The sequence below is a fragment of the Streptomyces sp. NPDC051364 genome (assembly GCF_040682115.1).
GTDB lineage: Bacteria > Actinomycetota > Actinomycetes > Streptomycetales > Streptomycetaceae > Streptomyces.
On sequence record NZ_JBFBAH010000031.1, the window covers coordinates 44,211 to 67,141 of the forward strand.

General features: G+C 71.3%; 20 protein-coding genes and 3 pseudogenes. 9 read left to right on the top strand and 14 right to left on the bottom strand.

Annotated features, from left to right (window positions below; all coding sequences use genetic code 11):
- Positions 1-48 precede the first annotated feature (48 nt).
- Positions 49-2,061, top strand: coding sequence for an SGNH/GDSL hydrolase family protein (locus AB0M76_RS35815; protein ID WP_365956926.1), 2,013 nt, complete (start codon positions 49-51; stop codon positions 2,059-2,061).
- Here AB0M76_RS35815 and AB0M76_RS35820 read toward each other — a convergent pair.
- On the bottom strand, positions 2,025-4,430 hold the full coding sequence (locus AB0M76_RS35820) for an excinuclease ABC subunit UvrA (RefSeq protein ID WP_365956927.1): 2,406 nt from the start codon (positions 4,428-4,430) through the stop codon (positions 2,025-2,027). The two genes, AB0M76_RS35815 and AB0M76_RS35820, sit on opposite strands and share 37 nt — an antisense overlap.
- 79 nt (positions 4,431-4,509) lie before the next feature.
- Positions 4,510-5,499, bottom strand: a complete 990-nt coding sequence (locus tag AB0M76_RS35825; RefSeq protein WP_365956928.1) for an LLM class flavin-dependent oxidoreductase — start codon at positions 5,497-5,499, stop codon at positions 4,510-4,512.
- Between the two features lie 53 nt (positions 5,500-5,552).
- Here AB0M76_RS35825 and AB0M76_RS35830 point away from each other — a divergent pair, with 53 nt between their 5' ends.
- The gene (locus tag AB0M76_RS35830; RefSeq protein ID WP_365956929.1) at positions 5,553-6,047 is read left to right on the top strand and encodes a hypothetical protein; all 495 of its coding nucleotides are present in this window, start codon (positions 5,553-5,555) and stop codon (positions 6,045-6,047) included.
- A 19-nt stretch (positions 6,048-6,066) separates the two neighbouring features.
- On the opposite strand, the gene AB0M76_RS35835 is transcribed toward AB0M76_RS35830, so the two are convergent.
- The 5 genes and pseudogenes from AB0M76_RS35835 to AB0M76_RS35855 all read right to left on the bottom strand — a co-directional run.
- Positions 6,067-6,672 (bottom strand): hypothetical protein, encoded by a 606-nt coding sequence (locus AB0M76_RS35835; RefSeq protein WP_365956930.1) that lies wholly within the window; start codon positions 6,670-6,672, stop codon positions 6,067-6,069.
- A complete protein-coding gene (locus tag AB0M76_RS35840; protein ID WP_365956931.1) occupies positions 6,669-7,886 on the bottom strand; it encodes an MAB_1171c family putative transporter in 1,218 nt (405 codons plus the stop codon). Before AB0M76_RS35840 ends, AB0M76_RS35835 begins: the two co-directional genes overlap by 4 nt.
- A complete protein-coding gene (locus AB0M76_RS35845) occupies positions 7,846-8,538 on the bottom strand; it encodes a hypothetical protein (RefSeq protein WP_365956932.1) in 693 nt (230 codons plus the stop codon). The genes AB0M76_RS35840 and AB0M76_RS35845 overlap by 41 nt, the downstream gene beginning before the upstream one ends.
- A gap of 178 nt (positions 8,539-8,716) precedes the next feature.
- On the bottom strand, positions 8,717-9,229 hold the full coding sequence (locus AB0M76_RS35850; RefSeq protein WP_365956955.1) for an XRE family transcriptional regulator: 513 nt from the start codon (positions 9,227-9,229) through the stop codon (positions 8,717-8,719).
- 397 nt (positions 9,230-9,626) lie between these two features.
- Positions 9,627-9,857, bottom strand: a pseudogene (locus AB0M76_RS35855) (FAD-dependent oxidoreductase); the annotation flags it as partial.
- A 221-nt stretch (positions 9,858-10,078) separates the two neighbouring features.
- Here AB0M76_RS35855 and AB0M76_RS35860 point away from each other — a divergent pair.
- Complete coding sequence (locus AB0M76_RS35860; RefSeq protein WP_365956933.1) at positions 10,079-10,651, top strand: dihydrofolate reductase family protein; 573 nt, start codon at positions 10,079-10,081, stop codon at positions 10,649-10,651.
- A gap of 42 nt (positions 10,652-10,693) precedes the next feature.
- On the opposite strand, the gene AB0M76_RS35865 is transcribed toward AB0M76_RS35860, so the two are convergent.
- Complete coding sequence (locus AB0M76_RS35865) at positions 10,694-11,251, bottom strand: DinB family protein (RefSeq protein ID WP_365956934.1); 558 nt, start codon at positions 11,249-11,251, stop codon at positions 10,694-10,696.
- A gap of 114 nt (positions 11,252-11,365) precedes the next feature.
- Positions 11,366-12,532 carry an NAD(P)/FAD-dependent oxidoreductase gene (locus tag AB0M76_RS35870; protein WP_365956935.1) on the bottom strand — a complete coding sequence of 389 codons (1,167 nt, stop codon included), beginning with the start codon at positions 12,530-12,532 and terminating at the stop codon, positions 11,366-11,368.
- A 156-nt stretch (positions 12,533-12,688) separates the two neighbouring features.
- On the opposite strand from AB0M76_RS35870, the gene AB0M76_RS35875 reads away from it, so the two are divergent.
- Together AB0M76_RS35875 and AB0M76_RS35880 are read left to right on the top strand one after the other, a co-directional pair.
- Positions 12,689-13,294 carry a helix-turn-helix domain-containing protein gene (locus AB0M76_RS35875; protein ID WP_365956936.1) on the top strand — a complete coding sequence of 202 codons (606 nt, stop codon included), beginning with the start codon at positions 12,689-12,691 and terminating at the stop codon, positions 13,292-13,294.
- Positions 13,295-13,434: 140 nt separating this feature from the next.
- A complete protein-coding gene (locus AB0M76_RS35880; RefSeq protein ID WP_365956937.1) occupies positions 13,435-13,992 on the top strand; it encodes a pyridoxamine 5'-phosphate oxidase family protein in 558 nt (185 codons plus the stop codon).
- Between the two features lie 78 nt (positions 13,993-14,070).
- Here the strand turns inward: AB0M76_RS35880 and AB0M76_RS35885 are convergent.
- Positions 14,071-14,727, bottom strand: a pseudogene (locus AB0M76_RS35885) (PIG-L family deacetylase); the annotation flags it as partial.
- A gap of 3 nt (positions 14,728-14,730) precedes the next feature.
- Positions 14,731-15,639 (bottom strand): helix-turn-helix domain-containing protein, encoded by a 909-nt coding sequence (locus tag AB0M76_RS35890; protein WP_365956956.1) that lies wholly within the window; start codon positions 15,637-15,639, stop codon positions 14,731-14,733.
- A 141-nt stretch (positions 15,640-15,780) separates the two neighbouring features.
- Here AB0M76_RS35890 and AB0M76_RS35895 point away from each other — a divergent pair, with 141 nt between their 5' ends.
- The gene (locus tag AB0M76_RS35895; RefSeq protein WP_365956938.1) at positions 15,781-16,374 is read left to right on the top strand and encodes an MBL fold metallo-hydrolase; all 594 of its coding nucleotides are present in this window, start codon (positions 15,781-15,783) and stop codon (positions 16,372-16,374) included.
- Positions 16,375-16,419: 45 nt separating this feature from the next.
- Here the strand turns inward: AB0M76_RS35895 and AB0M76_RS35900 are convergent, their stop codons facing one another.
- The 3 genes from AB0M76_RS35900 to AB0M76_RS35910 all read right to left on the bottom strand — a co-directional run bounded on the left by AB0M76_RS35900 (position 16,420) and on the right by AB0M76_RS35910 (position 19,907).
- The gene (locus tag AB0M76_RS35900; RefSeq protein ID WP_365956939.1) at positions 16,420-17,247 is read right to left on the bottom strand and encodes a methyltransferase domain-containing protein; all 828 of its coding nucleotides are present in this window, start codon (positions 17,245-17,247) and stop codon (positions 16,420-16,422) included.
- Positions 17,248-17,374: 127 nt separating this feature from the next.
- Complete coding sequence (locus AB0M76_RS35905) at positions 17,375-19,090, bottom strand: calcium-binding protein (protein ID WP_365956940.1); 1,716 nt, start codon at positions 19,088-19,090, stop codon at positions 17,375-17,377.
- Positions 19,091-19,691: 601 nt separating this feature from the next.
- Complete coding sequence (locus AB0M76_RS35910) at positions 19,692-19,907, bottom strand: dodecin (RefSeq protein ID WP_365956941.1); 216 nt, start codon at positions 19,905-19,907, stop codon at positions 19,692-19,694.
- Positions 19,908-20,083: 176 nt separating this feature from the next.
- Here AB0M76_RS35910 and AB0M76_RS35915 point away from each other — a divergent pair, with 176 nt between their 5' ends.
- The 3 genes and pseudogenes from AB0M76_RS35915 to AB0M76_RS35925 all read left to right on the top strand — a co-directional run.
- Positions 20,084-21,346: an extracellular solute-binding protein gene (locus AB0M76_RS35915; RefSeq protein ID WP_365956942.1), complete on the top strand. Its 1,263-nt coding sequence runs from the start codon at positions 20,084-20,086 to the stop codon at positions 21,344-21,346.
- A gap of 135 nt (positions 21,347-21,481) precedes the next feature.
- Entirely contained in the window at positions 21,482-22,345 is an 864-nt protein-coding gene (locus AB0M76_RS35920) for a GNAT family N-acyltransferase (protein ID WP_365956943.1), read from the top strand.
- Positions 22,342-22,869, top strand: a pseudogene (locus AB0M76_RS35925) (lysophospholipid acyltransferase family protein); the annotation flags it as partial. The gene AB0M76_RS35920 and the pseudogene AB0M76_RS35925, both read left to right, overlap by 4 nt.
- Positions 22,870-22,931 lie beyond the last annotated feature (62 nt).

Sequence of the window (22,931 nt, forward strand, 5' to 3'; positions counted from 1 at the left end):
GACGTCGTCCGAAGGCTTCTCGTCCGACCGGCAGAAGGGTGCAGGGACATGCACGGTGACGAGTCGGCAGGGCCGGTCGGGCGGCGGGACATGCGCGGCATGCTGATGTGGTGGGGGCCGCGGGCGCTGTTCGTCGTGGGCGCCGTGGTGCTCGTCGTGGAGTCGAGCCGCGGAGTGCCTCTCCCGGAGCTGTACGGGGCCCTCGGCTTCTTCGGCGTCTGCAGTGCCGTCTTCGTCGGACGACAGCTGGGCCTCGGGCACGAGCGGGACCCCGGCGGGCGCACCCCGCGCTGGCTGCTCCGGGCGGCCGGCCTGCTGACCACCGCCGGAGTGGTGGTGCTCGTCCTCCACCTGGTGGGAGTGGAAGGAGACGCCCTGCCGCTCGTCGGGTCGGTGCTCCTGCTGCTCGGTCTGGGCTGGTTCGTCGAAGCATGGCGGGGAATCGATCCGGGCCGGCCGAGGGGGGCTCTGCTGCTGTGGGGTGCGGCCCTGATGGCGCTGACTGCGCTGGTGGCGGTCATCGCCGCCCTCGTGCTGCCCAGGGCCAAGGGCGGTCTCTACGTCGGCCTGCTCATCACCCTCGGCGCGGCCCTTTTCGTGCTCCTCCCGCTCGGCCTCAACCTCCTGTCCGAATGGGGCGTACGGCTCCTGCGGACGCGGCGCTCCGCCGCGGGACCCGGGGCCGGTGTGGGAGTCGTCGGGATCCTCGGCCTCGCCGTCACCGCCGGAGTCGTCCTGTCCTGCCTGTGGCTCGTGCAGCGGGACTGGGTGCTGAACGCGGTGCTCGTCGCGGCGGCACTGCTCCTGCTGGCGGCCATCGTCTCCAACACGCACACCGACGTCGCCCTTGTCCTCGCGGGCCTCTGCCTCCTCGCGGCGGCGCCCCCGGAGCACCGACACCCCCAGGCACTCGACCCCGCCGGAGGGCAGCGCGTCCTCGTGGCCCTGGGCGACTCCTACATGTCGGGCGAGGGCGCGAGCAGCTACTTCGAGGGAACCGACGACGGCGGCCGCAATGAGTGCCGACGCTCGCCCTCCGCCTATGCGGTCGGACTCGCCACCGCCGGCCCGCGGTTCGACCGCGTGCTGTTCCTCGCCTGTTCCGGCGCGCGCACCTACAACGTCAACCCCCGCTCCGGATCCGGCCCCTCCCGTGCGCAGCCGGGCGAACCGGCCACCCAGCTCGACCAGCTGAACAGCCTGGCGTCCTCGTTCCACCCGGCCCTCGTCATCGTCGCGCTGGGGGGCAACGACGCCGGATTCGCCATCCTCGGAGAGGCGTGCCTCGCCCCGGGCGACTGCGAGACCCGCAGGCCTCTGTTCATGAACAACCTGCCGAAGGTCCGCCAGGACCTCATCGCGACCTACCGTTCGCTTCGGCAGGCCGTGCCCGCCGACGTGCCCATCGTGGCCGTGCCCTATCCGCAGCCGATCGCCGCAGCCGGCAGCTGCACCGGGGTGGCCCTCACGAAGGCCGAGCGCGATTTCATCCGCACGTTCGTGGAACAGATCGACACCACGATGCGCCAGGCGGCCGACACGGCGGGCATCACTTACATGGCCGAGATGAAGGACAGCTTCGCCACGCACCGGCTCCAGCTGTGCGAGCGCAGAAAGGGCGCAGCCGGAGTCAACTTCGTGGACATCGAGACGGTCAACGGGCTCGCCTCACAGCGCTTCAGCCCCGCCAAGTGGCTCCACAACAGCCTGCACCCGAACGAACGCGGCCACGCAGCCATGCGCGACACCTTCGCCACCTGGCTCGACTCCCACCCCGAACTCCTGCCGTCCCCCGCGCCCACCGGCCAGGCACAGGCGACGGTCGCCGCCGCGGCCGAACCCGAGCCGCTGTGCGGCATGACCGACGACGCGGTGAACGCGCACTGCAAGGTGCAGCTCCGGGCCTGGGAGCTGGAGCAGGTCCGCAGCGGCTGGCCGTGGCTGCTGCTCGTGCTGTTCGGACTGGCCGTGGTGTGGGCCGCGAGCATCGCCGTCTTCAGCCTGCTCCCCGGAGCCGGGCGGTCCTACCAGGATCCCGGCTCCAGCGCACGGGCGAGGTAGGGGGCGGTGCGGCTCGCCGCCGCCCGGGCCACCCGCGCGGGCGGACCCGCCGCGACGATCCGGCCGCCCTCGGCGCCGCCGCCCGGGCCCAGGTCGATCACCCAGTCCGCGCCCGCCACCACCTCCATGTCGTGCTCCACGACCACCACCGAGTGCCCGGCGTCCACCAGCCCGTGCAACTGCCGCAGCAGCACCCGTACATCGGCCGGATGCAGCCCCGTCGTCGGCTCGTCCCGTACGTACAGGGTGTGGTCGCGGCGCTGCCGCTGGAGCTCCGTGGCCAGCTTGATCCGCTGCGCCTCGCCGCCCGACAGCTCCGTGGCCGGCTGCCCCAGCCGCAGATAGCCCAGCCCGATGTCCTCCAGCGCCCGCAGGCTGCGCGCCGCCGCCGGGACCTGCGCGAAGAACGCGGCCGCGGACTCCACCGTCAGCGCCAGCACCTCCGCGATGTTCAGCCCCTCGTACCGTACCTCCAGGGTCTCGGTGTTGTACCGGGCCCCGGCGCACTCCGGGCACGGCGCGTACGTACTCGGCAGGAACAGCAGCTCCACCGAGACGAAGCCCTCGCCCTGGCAGGTCTCGCACCGGCCGCCCGGCACGTTGAAGGAGAACCGGCCCGCCTTCCAGCCGCGCGCCCGTGCCTGCGGAGCCGCCGTGAACAGCTTGCGCACCACGTCGAACAACCCCGTGTACGTGGCCAGGTTGGACCGCGGTGTGCGGCCGATCGGCTTCTGGTCCACCTCCACCAGGCGCCGCACCGGGAACCCCGGATCCGCGAGCCGCTCGCCGACCTCCCGGGCGAGCACCTGGCCCACCAGCGTGGACTTGCCCGAGCCCGACACCCCCGTCACGGCGGTGAACACCCCGAGCGGGAATTCCGCGTCCACGCCCCGCAGGTTGTGCCGGTCGACACCGGTGAGCCGGACCGAACCGCTCGCCTCCCGTACTTCCCGCCCCGGCCCTGCCTCGCGCGCGTCGAACAGGTGGCGCGCCGTCGCCGATCCGGCCACACCGGCCAGCTCCTGCGGCGGTCCGCTGTACAGCACCCGCCCGCCGTGCTCCCCGGCCAGCGGACCCACGTCCACCAGCCAGTCCGCATGCCGCACCACATCCAGGTGGTGCTCCACCACGAACACCGTGTTCCCCGCCGCCTTGAGCCGGTCCAGTACGCCGAGCAGCGCCTCCGTGTCGGCCGGGTGCAGCCCCGCCGACGGCTCGTCCAGTACGTACACGACCCCGAACAGCCCCGACCGCAATTGGGTCGCCAGCCTCAGCCGCTGCAGCTCGCCCGCCGACAGGGTCGGTGCGGTGCGGTCCAGGCTCAGGTAGCCGAGCCCGAGCTCCACGACGGGCCCGATGCGGGACCGCAGGTCCTCGGCGAGCACCCGGGCCGCCGCCCCGTCCGGGGCCGCGGCGGCCAGTACGCCGTCCAGGGCGGTCAGCGGCAGTGCCGCCAGCTCGGCGATCGTACGGCCTGCGAACGTCACGGCCAGGGCCTCGGGACGCAGCCGTCGCCCCTCGCACACCGGGCACGGGGAGTCGGCGAGGAACCGCTCGGCGCGGGCGCGCAGCGTGGCGCTCCTGCTGTCCGAGAAGGTCCGCATCACATAGCGGTGGGCGCTCATGTACGTGCCCTGATACGGCCGCTGGATCCGGTCCGCGTCCCGCACCGGGTGCACGGTGACCACCGGCTGGTCCTCGGTGAACAGGATCCACTGGCGGTCCTTCGCCGCCAACTCCCGCCAGGGTGCGTCCACGTCGTACCCGAGCACCTCCAGGATGTCCCGGAGGTTCTTGCCCTGCCAGGCGCCCGGCCAGGCGGCGATGGCACCCTGACGGATCGACAGCTCCGGATCCGGTACGAGGAGTTCCTCGCTGGTGCGGTGGATGCTGCCGAGGCCGTGGCACGACGGGCAGGCCCCGGCGGCGGTGTTGGGGGAGAAGGCGTCGGAGTCGAGCTGTTCGGCACCCGGCGGATAGGTTCCGGCGCGGGAGTACAGCATGCGCAGGGAGTTGGACAGCAGGGTCACCGTCCCGACCGAGGACCGCGAGCCGGGGGAGGAGCGCCGCTGCTCCAGCGAGACGGCGGGCGGCAGCCCGGTGACGGAGTCCACCTTCGGGGCGCCGATCTGGTGGATCAGGCGGCGGGCGTACGGGGCCACCGACTCGAAGTACCGGCGCTGGGCCTCGGCGTAGAGCGTGCCGAAGGCCAGCGAGCTCTTGCCGGAGCCGGAGACTCCGGTGAACACGGTCAGGGCGTCGCGCGGGATGTCCACGTCGACGCCGCGCAGGTTGTGCTCCCGGGCACCCCGCACCCGTACGAAGGAGTCGCGGTGGGCCTGGGGTGCGGTGGCGGTGGAGTGGTGCATTCGCCCCAGTTTACGGGCCACCTGTACGGGCCACCTGTACGGGCCACCTGTACGGGCCGCGTCTACGGCCCGCCCCGGATCAGAGCCCGGCCACCCGGGCCAGCCGCTCGAAGGAGTCCAGCAGCGCCACGCGGTCGTACGTGGACGTGGTGACCAGCAGCTCGTCCGCGCCCGTCAGCTCGGCCACCTCGGCAAGCTCGGCCGCGACCTGCTCCTCGGTGCCGTGGATGTGCCCGGCGAGCCCGCCCTCGTACAGCTCCCGCTCTTTCGAGGTCATTGCCAGGGCCTCGACCTCCTCCGCCGGGCGCAGGGGCGGGAAGCTGCCCCGGGTGCGGGAGTACGCGAGGGACCACGCTTCCGGGATCAGGATGCGCCGGGCCGCCTCCGGAGTCGGCGCCACCGCCACCGTCCCGGAGACCACCACGTACGGCTCCGAGCCGCCGGCCGAGGGGCGGAACTCCTCGCGGTAGCGCCCGATGATCTCCGTGACCCGGTCCCGGGCCCGCAGGTCGCCCACCACCAGCGGCAGCCCGGCCCGGGCCGCGATACCGGCTCCCTCGCCGGTGGCCAGCACGTACGCCGGTATCCGCAGCCCCTCCGCCGGGTGGGCGTGCACCTCGGGATGCGCATGCTGGGTGCCGTCGAGCCAGCCCAGCAGCTCCGCCAGCTGCTCCTCGAACCGGTCGGCGTCCCCGGTGTCCCGGCCCAGCGCCCGGCGGATCCCGCCGGTGAAGCCGACGGAGCGGCCGAGCCCCATGTCGATCCGGCCCGGGAACAGCGATTCCAGGACCCCGAACTGCTCGGCGACCACCAGCGGTTGGTGGTTGGGCAGCATCACCCCGCCGGTGCCGACCCGGATCCGCCGGGTGGCCCCTGCGACGGCCGCGGCCAGTACGGCGGGGGCGGAGCCTGCGACTCCGGGGACGCTGTGGTGCTCGGACACCCAGAAGCGGTGGTAGCCGAGCCGCTCCGCCGCACGGGCGAGCTCCACGGTGTCGCGCAGGGCCTGCGGGGGCGGGTGCCCCTCGCGCGTGCGGGACCGGTCGAGGATGGAGAGTTTCCGGATCACACAAGGCTGTAACGCACGCGCGCCGAAAGGATTCCCTGCCTACTCTGACCCGCATGAGTGACAGTAACCACCGTCGGCCGCTGGCCGTCTTCGACATCGACAACACCCTGGCCGACACCGACCACCGCCAGCACTTCCTGGAGCGCCGCCCCCGGGACTGGGACGGCTTCTTCGGCGCGGCCCCGGCGGATCCGCCGCTCGCGCGCGGGGTGGCGCTGGCGGTGGAACAGGCGGCCGACTGCGAGGTCGTGTACCTGACCGGACGCCCGGAGCGGTGCCGCGCGGACACGGAGGAGTGGCTGACCCGGCACGGGCTGCCGGAGGGGCGGGTGTGGATGCGCGGGAACCAGGACCGCAGGCCGGCCCGGACCACCAAGCTGGAGGTGCTGCGGCGGATCGCCCGGGGCCGGGAGGTGCGGATGCTCGTGGACGACGACGAGCTCGTCTGCCAGGCCGCGCGCGCCGAAGGCTTCAAGGTGGTCCTGACGGACTGGGCGGCGGACGCGCCGGAGCTCAAGACCGCCCAGGAGGGCGAAGGCCGCACCTGAGGGCGTCGGCTCTCGCCGCCTATCGGACCAGCGCGAAGGTACTGGCTGCGACGGCCCCGCCCACTGCAGCGCCTGCAAGAACCTGGGCAAGGGTATGGTCCTTGAGTTCTACCCGGGACCAGCCGACGACGGCGACCAGGGGGTACGCAAGGAGCGCCCAGGGCCCGTAGGTCATCGAGAGCATGGCGACGCTTCCGGAGGAGACGGCTGCATGCACGCTGATCTTCCATGCAGGGGTCACGGCGAGGAGGGCCGCAAGGGTGACCAGCATGGCCGCGACGAGCGCAATCATGGTCCGGGGGGCGCCGAAGGCCCACAGCAACGCGATGCCGGTGGCGACCGAGCCGACGATGAAGGTCATCACGATGATGCGCTGACGCCGCTGGCCGACGTGCCGGTCGGCCCAGCGGCCGCGGCGGATGCCGTACTTGATGAAGGCCAGGGGGATGACCGCGGCGAACAGGCAGCCGAGGAGGCCCCATCCGATCCCGGCCAGGCGGCCGGTGTACCAGCCTATGAGGACGGTGTCGGCGATGATCCAGGTCTTGGGATCGAGCCCGTCGGTGATCAGGCGCGCGGCCCGGGAGTCGTCGGGCCGGGTGATCGGGGTGATCGTGGTCGTCACGCCGTTGCCTCCTTGCTGGTCGTGCTGAGGAAGTCTTCGGCCACGGGGGAGTGGTAGACCCGGGCGAGCTGGACGAGCCTCGACACCTCGGTGGCGAAGTCGAGGTCGTCGATTCCGACGGTGCCCGGCTCCTGGGTGCTTCCGGCGGGCAGGGCGCCGCGGGCCTTGCCTTCGCGTGCTGCCCGCATCCAGAGGGCTTCGGCCGCCGGGCTCGACGCCGGGTCGAACCCGGCCTGCCGGGCAGCGCTCTGCGCACGCTCGCGTACGTCGTCGTCGGCGTAGGCGTCGAGGGCCAGGGCGGCGTCGCGTATCTCGATCACGCGCCGGTACAGCCGCAGGCGCGGGCTGCGAAGGAGTCCGGTCTTGAGGACGATGTCGGGAGTGACTGCGGTCAGGTCCTGCCAGAGCGGCTGGAGCCGGCGGTGGTGCCGGCCGTCCTGGACGGTGCGCCAGGCCACGCCGAACGCGGGGATGCTGCTTCCGACGAGGATGAAGCCGATGGCGACGTACTTCAGGGCATCGGTGGCGTTGTCGACCGCGATGTCGCTGGTGCTGTCCGTGAGGCCGACGAGGCGGCTCGTCATGTACCCGGACCGCACCAGGGTGTAGAGGACGCCGACGGCGGTTCCGATGCCCATGAGGCGTACGCCGGTCCGGAGCCATCGGGCACTGGCGTGCCGCGCGCTGCCCCAGAAGAGCCAGGTGGCGGTGGCCATCGCGATGCCGAGGTAGGTGACGAAGACGAGGTAGTAGACCGTGGCCCAGCCGTTGCCCGCGCTCTCCTCGAAGAAGTCGGTCATCTCGTGGTGCCGCGGCACGAAGAAGGCGAAGAGCACAGCCATGGCCGCCATCGCGGTCAACGCGACGTAGTGGCGGGCTCGCAGCCGACGGCCGGCGCCGGTTTCCGGCCGGGCGATGGCGACGACGAAGTCGACGACTGCGCCGGCCGCGATCACGCCCAGCCAGTGCTTGACGAGGGTGGACAGGTTGTTGACTCCTGCCCGGTCGTCCAAGGCGTGCATCAGCCCGGGGAGGCGGAGCGTCATGGAGAGGGCCAGGGCGGCGAACGCCATCCACAGCGCTCGTTGCTTGACGGTTCGAACGGCTGAGGGGACCCGCCATATCGTCACCGCCCAGAGCATGACCAAGACGGCGATTTCGAGGTGTTTCACTTCACGACCACGTGTTTCGAACGGGGTGCCCGAGGGCGTCATGGAGGCGTACAAGACGGTCCTCGGCCTCGCTGGAGGTCGACTGCGTCGTGTAGCGGCCGGCCCGCTCGTGGATGAGCGTGGCCAGGGTCTCGGCCTGCCGCTCCTGCGGGCTCGCGAACTTGCTCCGCCCCATGAGGTGCGCCAGGCGGTCGATGTCGAGGCCGAGTTCCTCGTCGATCGATTCGGTCATGCGGGCCACGCTCCTGATCCGGGCCGCCTCGGCGCGGATGATCGAGGCCACGGGAAGGTCAGGGGAGTCGAGACCGGAGACGGTCGTCTGCGTACGCGTCAGCAGGCGGTGGAAGTGCTCGGAGGCACGGGCGATCTCGTCCTCGGACGGCTGTTCCGGCAGGTCGAGCTCGGGGGCGACATGACCGAGCAGCATGTGGGAGATCTCGTGGAGGACGATCTGCACCTTGAGGATCTCAGCCGCGACGGCGTCGTAGAAGACGAGGTCGGCGACCTCCAGGCCGAGCCAGATCCCGCAGGGCAGGGCCGGGTCGGGAGGCCCGTCGAGAGGCAGCAGGATCAGCGGCCGGCCACGCTGCTCGGCTATGCCTGCGCAGAACACCTCGAGGTCGAATGGCTGGGGGATGACGAGTCGGTCTGCAACGGCGGTGCACTCCGCATCGGCGCGCTTCCACCAGCGCATAGTTGCTCTCCCCGCCCGTCAGCTCTCCCCGGCGCGGAGCTCAACTGCTCCGTGCCGCTCGCCTGCTTCGCACTCCTGATCGGCTTGAGGGTAGCCGGAAGCGTGCGGTGGCGGAAAAAGGGCGTATCGACAGACCGAAACACGCTTGTTTACGCGGGTCGCGTGGCTGAATCGCGTCTCATGATTCCCTGGGGCGGCGACGGCGGGGCTTCACGTCCGGAAGCCCTTCAGCTTTTCGGAGCTGCTTGATCAGGCCGGTGACGGACCTCATGGACCCGGCGGACAGTCCGCTGAGGCGGAAGGCCGCAGCCTTGACCTGCTCATCCTCCAGGACCTGGGCGAACTCGTCGGCCGCGGCGGCCTTGCCCATCTCCTCGCGAAGCCGCGAGATCCGCTCCTCGATGCGCTGCTCGATCGCGTCGGCGTTCTCGCCGTCGGCGAGGTATCCGACGGTGACGCCGAAGAAGTTGGCGATCGCTCGGATCGAGTCGATACCGGGGTTCGGATTGTTGTTCAAGCGGATGGTCTGGACCGTGCCGTGCGAGACGGAGGGGCCGGGCAACTGCTTCGTGCCGTCGGCGATCTCTTGGTACGTGTACGGACCGCGGCCCGCCGGGTGGATCGTCTCGATCAAGAAACCGAGGCGGTCGCCCAGGGTGTCCCGCCGGCCGGTGGGGGTCTCCTCACCCATCACCGTCACTGCTCCCGTCTACTGCTGGACTTCGTAGTTCACTGCTGAATCACATCCTCATTATCTACCGGCCTAGATGGATCTCGCCACACAGTGCAACGAAGTCCGTCTACCCGGCTAGCGGAGTCCTGTGAAAGTGAGCCACGCCACGTCGCTGCATGCGCACCCCGCCAGTCGCTTGACAGGGCACATGTGGGACGACGTATGTTCATCCAGCCATCTAGTCCGCTAGATGAATCGGTACTCAATTGCTCGACGTTTCACGTCTAGCTCACTGAGCGCCGGAGCTGCGCCCCCTTGCCGGGGGCGCGATTCGCCGGGAGCTGGACCGCCTCGGCCGTGGGCTGGGGGACGGGGGTCCGCAGCCCACGGGGGGCGGTCAGCTCGCCGGTGTGCCCGGTTGGGCGAACTCGGCCGCTCCGGGCACGCGCGGGTCGGCGCTGCCGCTGCCCACCGCGTAGATCAGGTAGTCGTAGCCGACCGCGCCGCCGCTCGCGAGCGTGAGGCTGCGCCCGCCCGCGTCGATCCGCGTCACGGTGTCGACCATGAGACCGATGCCCTGGGCCAGCACGTCCCGGTAGTCGACGACCGCGTCGTGGGACCCGCCCACCACCTGGTGCAGGTGCACGAGGGCACGCGCCGGGCCCGGCCCACCCCGCCCCGCCCCGCCCCGCCCCGCCCTTCTTTGCCTCTCCCCGGTCGCGGATCCGGGCGGCGACGACCGATGAGTTTCTCCGTGATCCGCAGTCATAGATCATGGTTGGTGCGCCACTGCCGCCGCGAGTGCGGTCGCAGCGTGCACCGACGCGACCTGCTGAGAACCAGACACGAGACACCGAGGAACCTGAGATGCGTACCCTGATCAGCGCCGCCTTCATCTCGCTCGACGGCGTCGTGGAGGCCCCGGGCGGCGAGCCCGGATACCGGAACTCCGGGTGGACCTTCAAGGACATCGAGTTCCTCCCCGAGGCCTTCGAGATCAAGGGCCGCGAGCAGACGGAAGCCACCGCGATGCTGCTCGGCCGGACGAGCTACGAGGCCTTCAGCCCGGTGTGGCCCGACATGGCGGACTTCGCCGACTACAAGGTGATGCCGAAGTACGTCGTCTCCACCACGCTCACCGAGGACGACCTCGTGACGAACTGGGGCGAGACCACGATCCTGCGCTCGCTCGACGAGGTCGCCGCGCTGAAGGAGACCGAGGGCGGCCCGATCATCGTCCACGGCAGCGCCACCCTGAACCAGAGCCTTTCGGACGCCGGCCTGATCGACCGCTACCACCTGCTCGTCTTCCCGCTCCTGCTCGGCGCGGGCAAGCGCCTGTTCAGTGCGACGGACAAGGACGCCCAGAAGCTGAAGCTGGTCGAGCACGAGGCCTACGCCAACGGCCTGCAGAAGAACGTGTTCGACGTCGTCCGCTGACGGGGCGCCCGAGGGTGGTGCCGGTCGAGAACCCCGGACCCGTTACTGGCCCACCCTTCCGTCGATGCACTCGCGCAACAGGTCGGCGTGCCCGGAGTGACGGGCGTACTCGTCGATCCGGTGCACCATCAGCTCCCGAATTGCGATCCCGTCCTTGCCCACACGCGCGCTCAGGTCCGGGTGCTCGGCCAGCGCGGCGTCCGTCGCGGCCTGCTCGCGCTCCAGATCGGCGTACGCGGCGTCGACAACGGCCTGGTCGGCGACCGCGCCGTGGAAGTCCGCGTCCTTCGCGCCGTACAGCTTCGGCAGCTGGTCGCCGTCGGTGGTCCAGTTGCGCCAGTCCCGTTCCACCTCGGCGAGGTGCCGGAGCAGGCCGAGCAGCGACATCGTCGAGGGCGGAATCGACCGGCGGGCCAGCTGCTCCGCCTCCAGACCCTCGCACTTCATCCGCAGGGTTATGCGGTAGTTCGTCAGGAAGTCCAACAGCGTCGCAAGCTCGCCCTCCGGACTGTCCTCGTTGTTGCGGAGGTCGTCGTCCGGGTCGGCCCACATGTCGGGGTAGACGGTTGCCTGGGTCCATCGCGCGGGTTGTTCGCTCATGCCGTGCATGATCGTCTGCGACGGCCCGAGTCCGCTACTGACTTCCTGCTCCCAGACAGGCATCAACCGCAGAGCCGGCCATGCCGAAACTGCCGGTCCTGTGCTGGCCGGCTGTCAGTGGTTTTGGGACATGTGGGCGAGGACTTGGGCGGCACTGTCGGGCGCGAAGGCGCTGTCGATTCCCTCGGCGGCGCCTTCGGCTGCTTCCCTGGAGCGGGGCAGCAGAAGGTTCTCGTAGGCGCGGACGGCGTCGTCGACGGCGGTGTTGTCGATGAGGGCGCGGGCGAGGTCGGCACCGTCGAGCATGGCGAGGTTGGCGCCCATCCCGGAGAACGGCGACATGAGATGGGCGGCGTCGCCGAGGAGGGTGAGGCCGGGGGTGTGCCGCCAGGCATGCGGGACGGGCAGGGCGTACAGAGGCCTGTTGACGTACCCGGTGTCGGTGTCGGTGATGAAGCCGAGCAGCTCGCGGCTCCAGCCGGTGAACTCCTCGAGCAGCGCTTCACGGACGGCGCCGTCGGCGGCCAGGTCGACGGCGGCCTTCCGGTACCAGTTCTCGTCGGTGCGCATGCCGATGTAGACACGGATGTGCTGGTGGCTGTTGCGCTGGGCGACGAAGCCCCGGTTGTCGTCGAGAGCCATCATGGTGCCGTCGCCGGTGAGGGAGGCGAGTGCGGGGTGGCGGGTGTCGGCGTGGTCGAGGCCGGTTTCGACGAAGGTGACGCCGGTGTAGACCGGCGTTGCGTCGGAGAGCAGGCGGCGGACCTGCGACCAGGCGCCGTCGGCTCCGATGACGAGGTCGGCCTCGGTGGTGGTGCCGTCGGCGAAGTGCAGGCGGTGGTGGGTGCTTCCGGTGAGGGGTTCGACGTGCGCGAGCTTGTGGCCCCAGTACACGGTGTCGGGATCGAGTGAATCCAGCAGGAGGTCGCGGAGCTGACCGCGATCGATTTCCGGATTGCCGTCTTCGGTGTCGGCCTCGGTGCCGGCCTCGGGCGGTACGGCGTCGAAGAGGACGCTGCCGTCGCGGCCGACCAGGCGCATCTGCCGGCCTTCGGGGCGGGCCAGTGCCAGGAAGCCTTCCAGCAGTCCGGCTCGGCGCAGGGCGTCCTGGCCCGAGTCGGGGTGCATGTCGAGGGTGCCGCCCTGGTCGCGGGCGGAGCGGGAGGCGTCCCGTTCGTGGACGGTGGCGGCGATGCCGTGCTGTTGGAGGATTCGGGCGCAGGTCAGGCCGCCGGGTCCGGCGCCGATGATCGCGATGCGGGGCGCGCTGGAGTTGGTCATGGTGGTGCTCCGTTCCAGGAGGCTCGGCACAGGAGAAGGGAACGCTGCGGCCGGGCAGTGCCACGCGGCCGAGCCGTTCCAGAAGAGCACGCTCGATCCAAAACTGCAACAACACAACTTTTGAAGCTGCTCAACTTAAGGGTGTAGGATCGAGGTATGAGCGAGAAGACCGCGAACCACATGCCGCCGGGGCGCCGCGAGCGCAAGAAGGCCGCCACCCGGCAGTCCCTGGCCGATGCCGCTCTGCGCCTGTTCCTCGAACGCGGCTACGACCAGGTCGGCATCCGCGACATCGCCGACGCGGCAGACGTGTCCACCACCACCCTCTTCAAGCACTTCCCCGTGAAAGAGGCACTCGTCTTCGACGAGGACGCCGACCAGGAAGCGCGGCTGCTGGCCGCCGTACGCGACAGGCCCCAGGGTCAGTCGGTCCCCGCGGCCCTGCGCGAGCACGCGCTGCGCTACCGGGTCGGAGCCCGGGACGACGACGCGGACTTCGCCGCCTTCGTCGGACTCGTGGAGAGCACCCCGGCCTTGCGCGACTACGCCCAGAGCATGTGGCTGCGCCATGAAACCGCGCTCGCACACGCCATCGCCGAGGCGGCCGGAGCTCCCGCCGACGACCCGCACTGCGCGGCGCTCGCCCACTTCGTCCTGGAAGCACCCCGCACTGCGCGCGGACGCGCCGACGACCGCGAAAGGGTGGCGCGCGCCTTCGACCTCCTCGAACGGGGTTGGAACGGCGTCAGTCCCGGAATCTGAGGCACGACCTTCTCGGCCGCGCGGATGGCGTCTTCCCGGACCGTTGAACGATGCATCGGCCGTCAGACGGGCACAAACGGGTGTGGTGATGGTTTCCGGGTGGACGGCTGGTCGTTATGGGGACAGGAAGGAGGTCCGACATGCCAGCACAGGGACCTGCGAAGCAACCCACGGCCGAGCTCGACGCCCGCTATAGCTCCGCGCTCAATCCCAGCCCGGGTGCCGCGGACGTCACCGCGACCGAATGGGCCGAGGCGCAGCAGCAGTTGGAGGCCGCCGAGATCTTCTGGGTCTCCACGGTGCGACCGGACGGCCGGCTGCACGTCACCCCCGTGATCGCCACCTGGCACGGCGGGGTGCTGTACTTCTCGACCGGCGCGGGGGAGCAGAAGGCGAAGAACCTTGCTCATGACGGGCACTGTGCACTGACCACCGGGGGAAACTCGCTCACCGCAGGGCTCGACCTCGTGGTCGAGGGCGCGGTTGAGCTGGTCGCCGATCCAGCGGTGCTGGAGGAGGTGATCGCGGCGTACGAGGCGAAGTACGGAGCACACATCACCTCGGCCGAGGGCACCTTCCACGGGATCGGCGATGCGTTCAGGAAGGGGGACGCGGTGGTGTTCGCGGTGGCCCCGGCCACGGCGTACGGCTTCGGCCGGGACAACGGGGTTTACAGCCACACACGATGGGTGTTCTGAGCAGCAGGGTCCCGCGGAGCTGAGGGTGGGCCTCTGGGCTGGGCGGAACCCGGAGCCGGCCCCCGTAGCGCCGCGTCATCAGTGCATCAGCAGCGGCTCCGGCCCCGTCGCGGGGGCGAGGCCGTGGCGGATGTACCACTCCGTGCCCATGACGCGCCGCTGGACCTCGGGTGCAAGGGCGGCGACGCGGCCCGGGGCGGCTCCTCGTTTCACCTCGCTGCGGTGGGCTGCGATGGCGGCCAGCTTCTGCTCGACCCACGGGCTGACGTCGACGGCCGTGACCATCTCGTCCGGGACGGAGTACGCGCTGTCCACCGTTGTACCCGGTCGGAGGAGGTGTCCGCCGAGGGCCTGGGCGGCTGAGTGGGGGTGGGTGGCGAGGTGGAGGGCCGTCGGCTGCCAGGGATCTCCGGCAGCCGGGTACAACCGGCCGAGGCCGGCCGCGTGGACGGCGAGGACCGCGATCCTGTGGGCGTGAATGTGGTCCGGATGCCCCGTCAGGCCCCCGTAGGCGTCGTTGGTGATGACGACCTGCGGTCGGAACTCCCTGATCTGGGCGACCACGGCGCCCACCGCCTCGTCCAGCGGGGCCTCGCAGAACCGTGGCTGGCCCGGGGCCGAGGACGGGACGCGGGCGTCGGCGTAGCCGAGCAGCCGGGGCGCACCGGCACCGAGGATCTCGACCGCATCGGCGAGTTCGGCGGCACGCCCGGTCCCGGCCGTCCACGTCGCGGTGTCCTACGTCGTGCGGGTGAAGGCGCGGCGATACGAGCGGGGCGGGACTCCTCGGCGGCGTACGAACTGTTCGCGGAGGACCGCAGCGCTCCCGTATCCGACCTGGCGGGCGATCTCCTCGACCGGGAGGTCGGTGGTTTCGAGGAGTTCCTCCGCCCTGCTCAGTCGCAGGCTACGCAGCCACGCGTGCGGGGTCGTCCCGGTCGCGGCGGTGAAGCGGCGGGCGAAGGAGCGTTTGCTCATCATCGCGCGGCGGGCCAGTTCCGTGACGGGCAGCGGCTCGTGGAGGTGCTCGCGGGCCCAGCCGAGGACCTCGGCGAGCCGCTCGTCCTGGCCGTTCTCGGGGACGGGTGCGGCCAGGTACTGGGCCTGTCCGCCGTCGCGGTGGGAGGGCAGCACTATATCCCGGGAGACCCCGTTGGCCAGCGCGGCGCCGTGCTCCCGCCTCAGCAGGTGGAGGCACAGGTCGAAGCCCGCCGCGGCCCCCGCGCCCGTGACGATGCTCCCTTCGTCGATGTAGAGCGCGTCGGGTTCCACGGTGACGTCCGGGTGGCGGCCGGCGAGCAGTTCGGCGAACCGCCAGTGGGTGGTGGCCCGCCGGCCGTCGAGCAGTCCGGCGGCGGCGAGCGCGAACGTGCCGACGCAGTGGGCCGCGACCACGGCTCCGCGCTCGTGTGCCGCCCTCAGCGCGTCGAGTACGGCGGGGGCGGGTGGGGTACGGAATCCGGCCCCGGGCAGGGCGATCAGCAGATCGGCGTCCGCGAGCCGGTCCAGTCCGTGCGCGATGGAGAGCGGTACGCCGCAGTCCGTGGGCACCGGTCCGGGCCGGTCGGCGCACAGGGCGAAGTCGAAACCGGGCAGCGCCGCTCCGTGGGGGCCGAACACCTCGGTGACGATGCCGACGGCGAGCATGCCGACGCCGGGAGGGACGTACGCGGCAACGGTCTTGAAGGGCGGCACGGTCGCAGTGTGGCACACGGTTGGCACGAATCCTGCGATGAGAGGCAGCAGTGCCACTCGTGAACTCCCGCCGCCCCCGGAAGGATTGAGGCCATGACAGACGCACCGTTCGGCCGCAGCGCCGCATTCAAGGTCCTGACCACCGGCTACGTGGGCTCCACCGGCCCCGGGGTCGCCGCGACCGTCTCCTACGTACACGACGCAGGACGGCACGTGATCTTCGACCCGGGCATGGTCGCGAGTCACGACGACATCCTTGTCCCGCTCGCTGAACTGGGCCTCGGCCCCGAGGACATCACCGACGTGGTGCTCAGCCACCACCACCCGGACAACACCATGAACGTGGGCCTCTTCGGCCGTGCCCGGGTGCACGACCACAAGGTGGAGTACCTGGGTGACCAGTGGACGAACCGGGACGCGGAGGGCTACGAACTCACCCCGTCGCTACGGCTGATTCGCACCCCGGGCCACAGCCACGAGGACATCACGCTGCTGGCGGGCACGGACTCGGGCGTGGTGGCCTTCGCCGGCGACCTGTGGTGGCACGCGAGCGGCCCGGCGGACGACCCGGTGGCTCCGGACCGCGAGGTGCTGCGCGCCTCCCGACTGCGGGTGCTGGCCGCGGCGGACCTGATCGTGCCCGGCCACGGCAGCCCGTTCAAGGGCGACGACACCACCCCGCGTTAGGAGTGAGGTGGCACGGGCCCGGCGGGGCTGCGCGTCGGCGGGTGCTCAGGGGCGGCGGCCCCACGCGGAGATCATCGGGGACGTGGTGAGGTCGAGGCGGCCCGAAGTGACGTTCGCGAGATGCCGATCGATCTCCTCGTCCGTGGCGAGGCCCGCCGCGACCAGTTTGCCGCGGACTTGTCTGATCGTCGCCGCCTCCAGGACGTCGCAGGCCGCAGACGTGACCGGGAAGTAGGCGTCCGCGGTGACATCGGTCAGTCCCGCCTCCCGAAGCAGCCGGGGCAGCCTGCGTCCGTACGCCAGGTCGACACCGCGCGCCTCCAGCAGTGAACGGAACCCGGCTTTCAGCCTGTTGGCCAACGCCTGCTCGGGCCCGTACTCATCCAGGCAGACCAGCGGCTGCGATGCCGGATCGGCGTCCTCCACCAACAGCCACCCGCCCGGCCGCAGTGCGCGGACCATCGCGCGCAGCGCCCGTTCCCTGTCGGGTACGTGCACCAACACCAACCGCGCGTGGACGAGGTCGAAGCCGCTCCCCGGCGGCTCGTCCCGGCCCACGTCATGGCGCAGCACCTCCACGACCCCTCCCGCGGCCCGGGAGGCCCAGGAGGTGTCGATGTCGGTCGCCACCACCCGACCGGTCTGCCCGACCCGGTCGGCCAGCCACGTCACCACCGAGGGGCCGCCCGCCCCGACCTCCCAGCACCGCCACCCCGAAGCGATCCCCAGGCCCTCGATGTGGCGGAACGTCGTGGGGTCGAAGAGCTCGCTGAGCGCATCGAAGAGGGTGCCCGCCTCGGACCGGGCATTGTCGAGGAGATAGCCGACGTCGTCGTCGTTGCTGTGGTGTGAGTCCGCTGCAGAGGGCGTCATGGGGCGATTGTCCCACTCGTGCACACCCCCATCGGCGGCTCGGGAAGCGGGATCTGAGTCTGCGTCAGACGCGCGAGAGCCGTCGCCGTGAGGGCGGCGACGGCTCTCGGAGAAGGGGCCGGGCAGGTCAGGGGCAGCTGATACGGATGTCGCCCGGGTCGGTGGTGCAGGTGTCGGTGCCGGTTCCGCCGTTGGCGGTGTCGTTGCCCGGGACGGAGTCGGTGGTGGTGAGGCGGTCGTTGCCGTAGTAGCCGGTCAGGGTGTCGTTGCCCGGGCCGCCGTTCAGCGTGTCGTCACCGAAGCCGCCGTCGATGTCGTCGTTGCCGTAGCCACCGTGGACGGTGTCGTTGCCGTAGCCCGCGCGGACGGTGTCGTTGCCGCCGAGGGCGCAGATCACGTCGTTGCCGAAGCCGCCGTTCAGGGTGTCCGCACCGCTGGTGCCGATGATCGTGCAGCCGCGCGAGTTGTTCACCGAAGTGGTCGCGGTGGACCTGTTGTCGGTGGCCACCGGATCCTGCTGGGTGGCGCTGACGTTCGCCGTGTTCGTGACCGTGCCGGTGGCCCGGGGCTCGGCCGTCACCGTGACCGTCGCGCTCGCACCCGGGGCCAGCGAGCCGAGGGCGCAGTTGGCCCCGGTCGCAGTGGTCGTACACGTGCCGTGCGAGGGAGCGGCCGAGGTGAGGCTCACACCGGCTCCGGAGAGCGTGTCCGTCAGCGTGACGCCGGTCGCGGTGGCGGTGGAGGCCGCGGAGTTGGAGACCGTCACCGTGTACGAGGCGCGGTCGCCGATGCTCACGGCGGCCGTACCGGTCTGCGTCACCGACAGGTCCGCGCTCGGCGGCGGGGGCGGCGGTGTGCCGTCGCCGCCCTGGTAGCGGGCGAGGGCGAAGGCGTAGCCCGCCCCGTAGCCCGCCGCGACGATGTTGCCGTCCGGCTGTACGAGCACCCCGCGGGCCTCGTCCCAGTCCAGGAAGCCCGTGACCACGAAGCCGTCGCCGCCGAAGCCGGTGTCCACCGTGCCGTTGGTGTTGAAGCGGGCCAGGCCGAAGTCGTTGGCCTCCTGGCTGTTCGGGTCGTCGGCCTGCCCCGCGGTGACGATCTTGCCGTTCGGCTGGATGGCCATGTCGCGGGCGATGCCGCCGGCGTCCTGGGGCGAGGTGGGCGTGAACCCTGCGACCACCGCGCCGTCGCCGCCGAGGCTCGGGTCCAGGTTTCCGCCGGCGTCGAGGCGGACCAGTGCGAAGCCTCCACCACCACCCTTGCCCGCGGCGATGATCTTGCCGTCGGGTTGCACCGCCACGTCCGCGCCGTCCGCCGACCCGCCGAACTCGTCGACGCGTACCAGGCCGCCGTTACCGAAGCCCGTGTCCGGACTGCCGTCGGTGTTGTAGCGGGCCACGGAGAAGAAGCAGCAGCCGCCGCCCTCTTCCGCGACCACCTCGGTGGTGCCCGCCACGACGATCTTCCCGTCCGAGGGCTGGATCGCCACCGCGTTGGCCGAGTGGCTGCCGCCGCCGAAGTCGCTGGTCACCGTGCCGTCTCCGGCGAAGGCGGAGTCGAGGCTGCCATGGGTGTCGTACCGGGCGAGCGCGAAGCCGCCCTCGCTCAGGCCCACCACGACCAGCTTGCCGTCGGCTTGCCGCGCGATGTCGTGGCCCTCCGCGAACCCGGGGAAGGAAGTGACCACCCGGCCGTCGGGCCCGAACGTCGGATCCAGATCGCCGGGTGCGGCCAGCGCGGCGCCGGGCAGCGCGAGTACGAGCGCCAGGCCGAGCGCGGCGGCCAGCGCCCCCGTCGTCCTGCGCCGCCACCGTTGCGCGGGTCTCAGGTGTGCGTGGGTCATGGGCGTACGAACCTCCGGCCTCGCGGCGTGCAGGGAGCAGCGCACAGCTTCGTGCCGCAACCCGCCCACGTCCCCACGAGCCGTGCCGTACTGCGCCCACTCGGCCCCGGGAACCACCCCCGCGGGGGAGCGCACGGGGGTGATCGGGATCCCGTGCCGGGCTGCGGCCTGCCCCGTGCCCCACACTGCGCCTCAGCAGGTCGGACATCAGGTGGCGCCGCCCGGATAGGCGTCGGAGTGGTGGCCGGCGGTCCGCCGCCGTCGGCGATCAGGACGCAGTTCCGGCAGCTGCCCGGTTCGAAGCGCGACCAGGGAGTGCTCCGCCGCAGCCTGCTGCTCCGAACGGCTTACGCCGCACCCGCTGCTGCCGAGTCGTCACGTGTTCGCGTGTCCGCCGTGTATCTGGCGGATCGTGGCCGCGGGCTTCGCGAATGCCTCGGTCATCTCGCCGTACGGCATGCCGACCCGTGCCCGCAGAGCGCGCCCGCCGAGGGGCCGATCACGGCGGTGGAGCGCGCCGGGCTCCGGGCTGACCGAAGCGGCCGCCCGCGCCGGCAGGCTGTGACGCCCCCCGGCACGGCCCGGGCCGGGAGGCTGTGCCTCAGTCCTCGCCCTCCAGGCGGAAGCCGACCTTCAGGCCTACCTGGTAGTGCGCGACCGTGCCGTTCTCGATGTGGCCCCGTACCTGTGTGACCTCGAACCAGTCCAGGTTGCGCAGCGTCTGGCCCGCCCGGGTGATCCCGTTGTGGATGGCCTGGTCGATGCCCTCGGGGGAGGTGCCGACGATTTCGGTCACCCGGTAGGTGTGGTTGGACATGGGGTCTCCCGACGGTGGGTGCTTCTGCCTCGTTCTACGGTGCCCCAGTAAGTCCGTCTCCGCGAACTTTGTGTGAACAGTCCCGAGCGAAAGGCCCTTGACCCACCCATTGGTCTATGCCAATTTCAAGCCATCTGAGATCCATCTGAGATCGATCCCCAGAAGGTGACCCCCTCGTGAAGATGCGCCTCCTCGCCGTGTGCACCGCCCTCGCCGCCGCGACCGCCCTCACCGGCTGCAGCGGGCTGGAAGGATCTGCCGAAGGGGCGCAGAAGGTGACGCTCTGGCTGATGAAGGGCAGCGCGTCGGAGGACTTCATCGCGAAGTTCACCGCCTCCTTCGAGAGGGAGCACCCCGGCGTCGACCTCGACGTCAAGATCCAGGAGTGGACGGGCATCGGCGAGAAGGTCAACGCCGTGCTCGCCGGCAAGGGCGGCGAGAGCGCCGACGTCATCGAGGTCGGCAACACGCAGGTCGCCCAGTACATCGAGGCCGGCGGCCTGTCCGAACTCACCCTCGAGGGCCTGCGCGAGTGGGGCAACAAGGACTGGCTCAAGGGCCTCTCCGACCCGGGAAGCGTCAACGGGGCCCAGTACGGAATCCCCTGGTACGCCGCCAACCGCGTGGTGATCTACAACAAGGACCTCTTCGCGAGCGCCGGGATCAAGACCCCGCCCAAGAACCGGCAGGACTGGATCCAGGCCACCCAGAAGCTCGACAAGGGCGACCAGCAGGGCATCTACCTGGCCGGGCAGAACTGGTACGTCCTCTCCGGGTTCATCTGGGACGAGGGCGGCGACCTGGCCGTCGAGACCAGCGGGCAGTGGGCCGGCACCCTCGACGACGAGAAGGCCCTGGCCGGCATGGAGTTCTACAAGCAGCTGCAGGCCCTCGGCGACGGCCCCAAGGACGCCGACGAGGAGACGCCCCCGCAGTCCGAGGTCTTCGCCCGCGGCCAGGTCGCCCAGATCATCGCCCCGCCCGGCCAGGCCGCCGCGATCGAGGCCGCCAACCCCGCGCTCAAGGGCAGGCTCGGCTTCTTCCCGATCCCCGGCAAGACCTCCGACAAGCCCGGCGCCGTCTTCACCGGCGGCTCCGACCTGATCATCCCCGAACGGACGAAGCAGCGGGCCCGAGCCGTCGACGTGATCACCGCGCTGGTCAGCGAAACCTGGCAGGCCGAGCTCGCCCGCACCATGAGCTACGTACCGAACAAGACCACCCTCGCGCACGTGGTCGACGGCAACGAGGGCGCCGCGAGCATGGCGCCCGGAGCCGCCCAGGGCCGGGCCACCCCGAAGTCCGCCCTCTGGGCCCAGGTCGAGGCCGAGAACCCGATCAAGCCCTACATGACGGCCGTACTCACCGGCCAGGACCCCCGGCAGGCCGCCACAGCGGCCTCGGAGACGATCACCAAGGTCCTCAACGCCGACCGCTGAGCCCGCCGAGTTCAGCGTTCGCACATCCAAGTGCCGCTGAGCGGTCATGTCGAATCCAGCCGGTCACGGAAGAAGTAAAGGAGCCAGGCCACCACACCTGCCGGCCTGGCTTCCGTGCCCGGATCAGGAGCCGCCATGACCATCGCCCCCCTGTCCCCGTCCACCCTTCCCCCCACCGTGACCCCCACCGTCACGGCCGTCCCCGCCGCCGTCACCCCCGCCGCCGTCCCCGCGGCCGCGCCCGTCGCGGCACCCGCCGCCCTCCCCGCCACCCCCCACTACGCCGTCCGCCTGGCCCGCAACGAGGACGAGGTACGCGCCGCCCAGCGGCTGCGCCACCAGGTCTTCGCCGGCGAGCTCGGCGCCCGCCTCGACGGACCCGAGCCGGGCCTGGACTCCGACGCCTTCGACGCGTACTGCGACCACCTCCTCGTCGTCGAGGAGGAGACCGAGCAGGTCGTCGGCACCTACCGGCTGCTGCCCCCGGAGCGCGCCGCCGTCGCCGGCCGGCTCTACTCCGAGAGCGAGTTCGACCTCTCCGCCCTCGCCCCGGTCCGCCCCGACCTCGTCGAGGTCGGCCGCTCCTGCGTCCACCCCGACCACCGCAACGGCGCCGTCATCGCCCTGATCTGGGCCGGACTCGCCCGCTACATGGACAGCTCCGGCCACAACTGGCTCGCCGGATGCTGCTCGATACCGCTCGCCGACGGCGGCGTCCTGGCCGCCGCCACCCGCGAGAGCGTCCTCACCCGCAACCTCGCCCCCGAGGAGTACCGGGTCACCCCCCACCTCCCCTGGAACCCCGAGGGCATCACCTTCCCGGCGCGCATGGAGCTGCCCCCGCTGCTCCGCGGCTACCTGCGCCTGGGCGCCTGGGTCTGTGGCGAGCCCGCCCTCGACGCCGAGTTCGGCTGCGCAGACCTCTACATCCTGCTCTCCCTGCGGCGCACCAACCCGCGCTACCTCAAGCACTTCCTCTCGCTCGCCCCGGTCGCATGAGCGTCTGGCTGCCCACCTCGCCCTGTACCCCCGAGGCCTGCGCCGGCCACGAGGGGGACAGCGCGAGCGCTGCCCGCGCGGTGCTCCGGCTCACCGCCGCCGTCGCCCTGATCCTGCTCGGGATCCTGGGTGCCCCGCCGGTCCGGCTGCTCACCGCCCGTCCCCGCCACGCGCTGGTGCGGGCCTGGGCGACCGCCCTGCTCCGGGCCTTCGGCATACGGGTCACCGTGCACGGAAGTCCCGGCCCGGACGGCGGCCGCCTGGTCGTCGCCAACCACATCTCCTGGCTGGACATACCGCTCGTCGCCGCCGCCCTGCCCTGCCGGATGCTGGCCAAGAGCGACATCCGCGACTGGCCGGTGCTCGGCCCGCTCTCCCGGCAGAACGGAACCCTGTTCATCGAACGGGACCGGATCCGGGCCCTCCCCGACACCGTCGAGACCATCACCCGCGCCCTGCTGGCCGGCGACCGCGTCACCGTCTTCCCCGAGGGCAGCACCTGGTGCGGGCGCGCCCAGGGCCCCTTCCGGCGGGCCGCCTTCCAGTCCGCCCTGGACGCCCGGGTGCCCGTACAGCCCGTCCAGCT

Bases quoted from the DNA above. Each gene is read 5' to 3' on its own strand.
- AB0M76_RS35845 (WP_365956932.1), bottom strand. From the start codon at position 8,538: ATGCGCTGGTGGAAGCGCGCCGATGCGGAGTGCACCGCCGTTGCAGAC.
- AB0M76_RS35910 (WP_365956941.1), bottom strand. From the start codon at position 19,907: ATGTCCAACCACACCTACCGGGTGACCGAAATCGTCGGCACCTCCCCC.
- AB0M76_RS35900 (WP_365956939.1), bottom strand. From the start codon at position 17,247: ATGACGCCCTCTGCAGCGGACTCACACCACAGCAACGACGACGACGTC.
- AB0M76_RS35920 (WP_365956943.1), top strand. From the start codon at position 21,482: ATGACCATCGCCCCCCTGTCCCCGTCCACCCTTCCCCCCACCGTGACC.
- AB0M76_RS35870 (WP_365956935.1), bottom strand. From the start codon at position 12,532: ATGACCAACTCCAGCGCGCCCCGCATCGCGATCATCGGCGCCGGACCC.
- AB0M76_RS35865 (WP_365956934.1), bottom strand. From the start codon at position 11,251: ATGAGCGAACAACCCGCGCGATGGACCCAGGCAACCGTCTACCCCGAC.
- AB0M76_RS35890 (WP_365956956.1), bottom strand. From the start codon at position 15,639: ATGCTCGCCGTCGGCATCGTCACCGAGGTGTTCGGCCCCCACGGAGCG.
- AB0M76_RS35850 (WP_365956955.1), bottom strand. From the start codon at position 9,229: ATGGGTGAGGAGACCCCCACCGGCCGGCGGGACACCCTGGGCGACCGC.
- AB0M76_RS35895 (WP_365956938.1), top strand. From the start codon at position 15,781: ATGACAGACGCACCGTTCGGCCGCAGCGCCGCATTCAAGGTCCTGACC.
- AB0M76_RS35820 (WP_365956927.1), bottom strand. From the start codon at position 4,430: ATGCACCACTCCACCGCCACCGCACCCCAGGCCCACCGCGACTCCTTC.
- AB0M76_RS35840 (WP_365956931.1), bottom strand. From the start codon at position 7,886: ATGACGCCCTCGGGCACCCCGTTCGAAACACGTGGTCGTGAAGTGAAA.
- AB0M76_RS35875 (WP_365956936.1), top strand. From the start codon at position 12,689: ATGAGCGAGAAGACCGCGAACCACATGCCGCCGGGGCGCCGCGAGCGC.
- AB0M76_RS35830 (WP_365956929.1), top strand. From the start codon at position 5,553: ATGAGTGACAGTAACCACCGTCGGCCGCTGGCCGTCTTCGACATCGAC.
- AB0M76_RS35860 (WP_365956933.1), top strand. From the start codon at position 10,079: ATGCGTACCCTGATCAGCGCCGCCTTCATCTCGCTCGACGGCGTCGTG.
- AB0M76_RS35815 (WP_365956926.1), top strand. From the start codon at position 49: ATGCACGGTGACGAGTCGGCAGGGCCGGTCGGGCGGCGGGACATGCGC.
- AB0M76_RS35880 (WP_365956937.1), top strand. From the start codon at position 13,435: ATGCCAGCACAGGGACCTGCGAAGCAACCCACGGCCGAGCTCGACGCC.
- AB0M76_RS35905 (WP_365956940.1), bottom strand. From the start codon at position 19,090: ATGACCCACGCACACCTGAGACCCGCGCAACGGTGGCGGCGCAGGACG.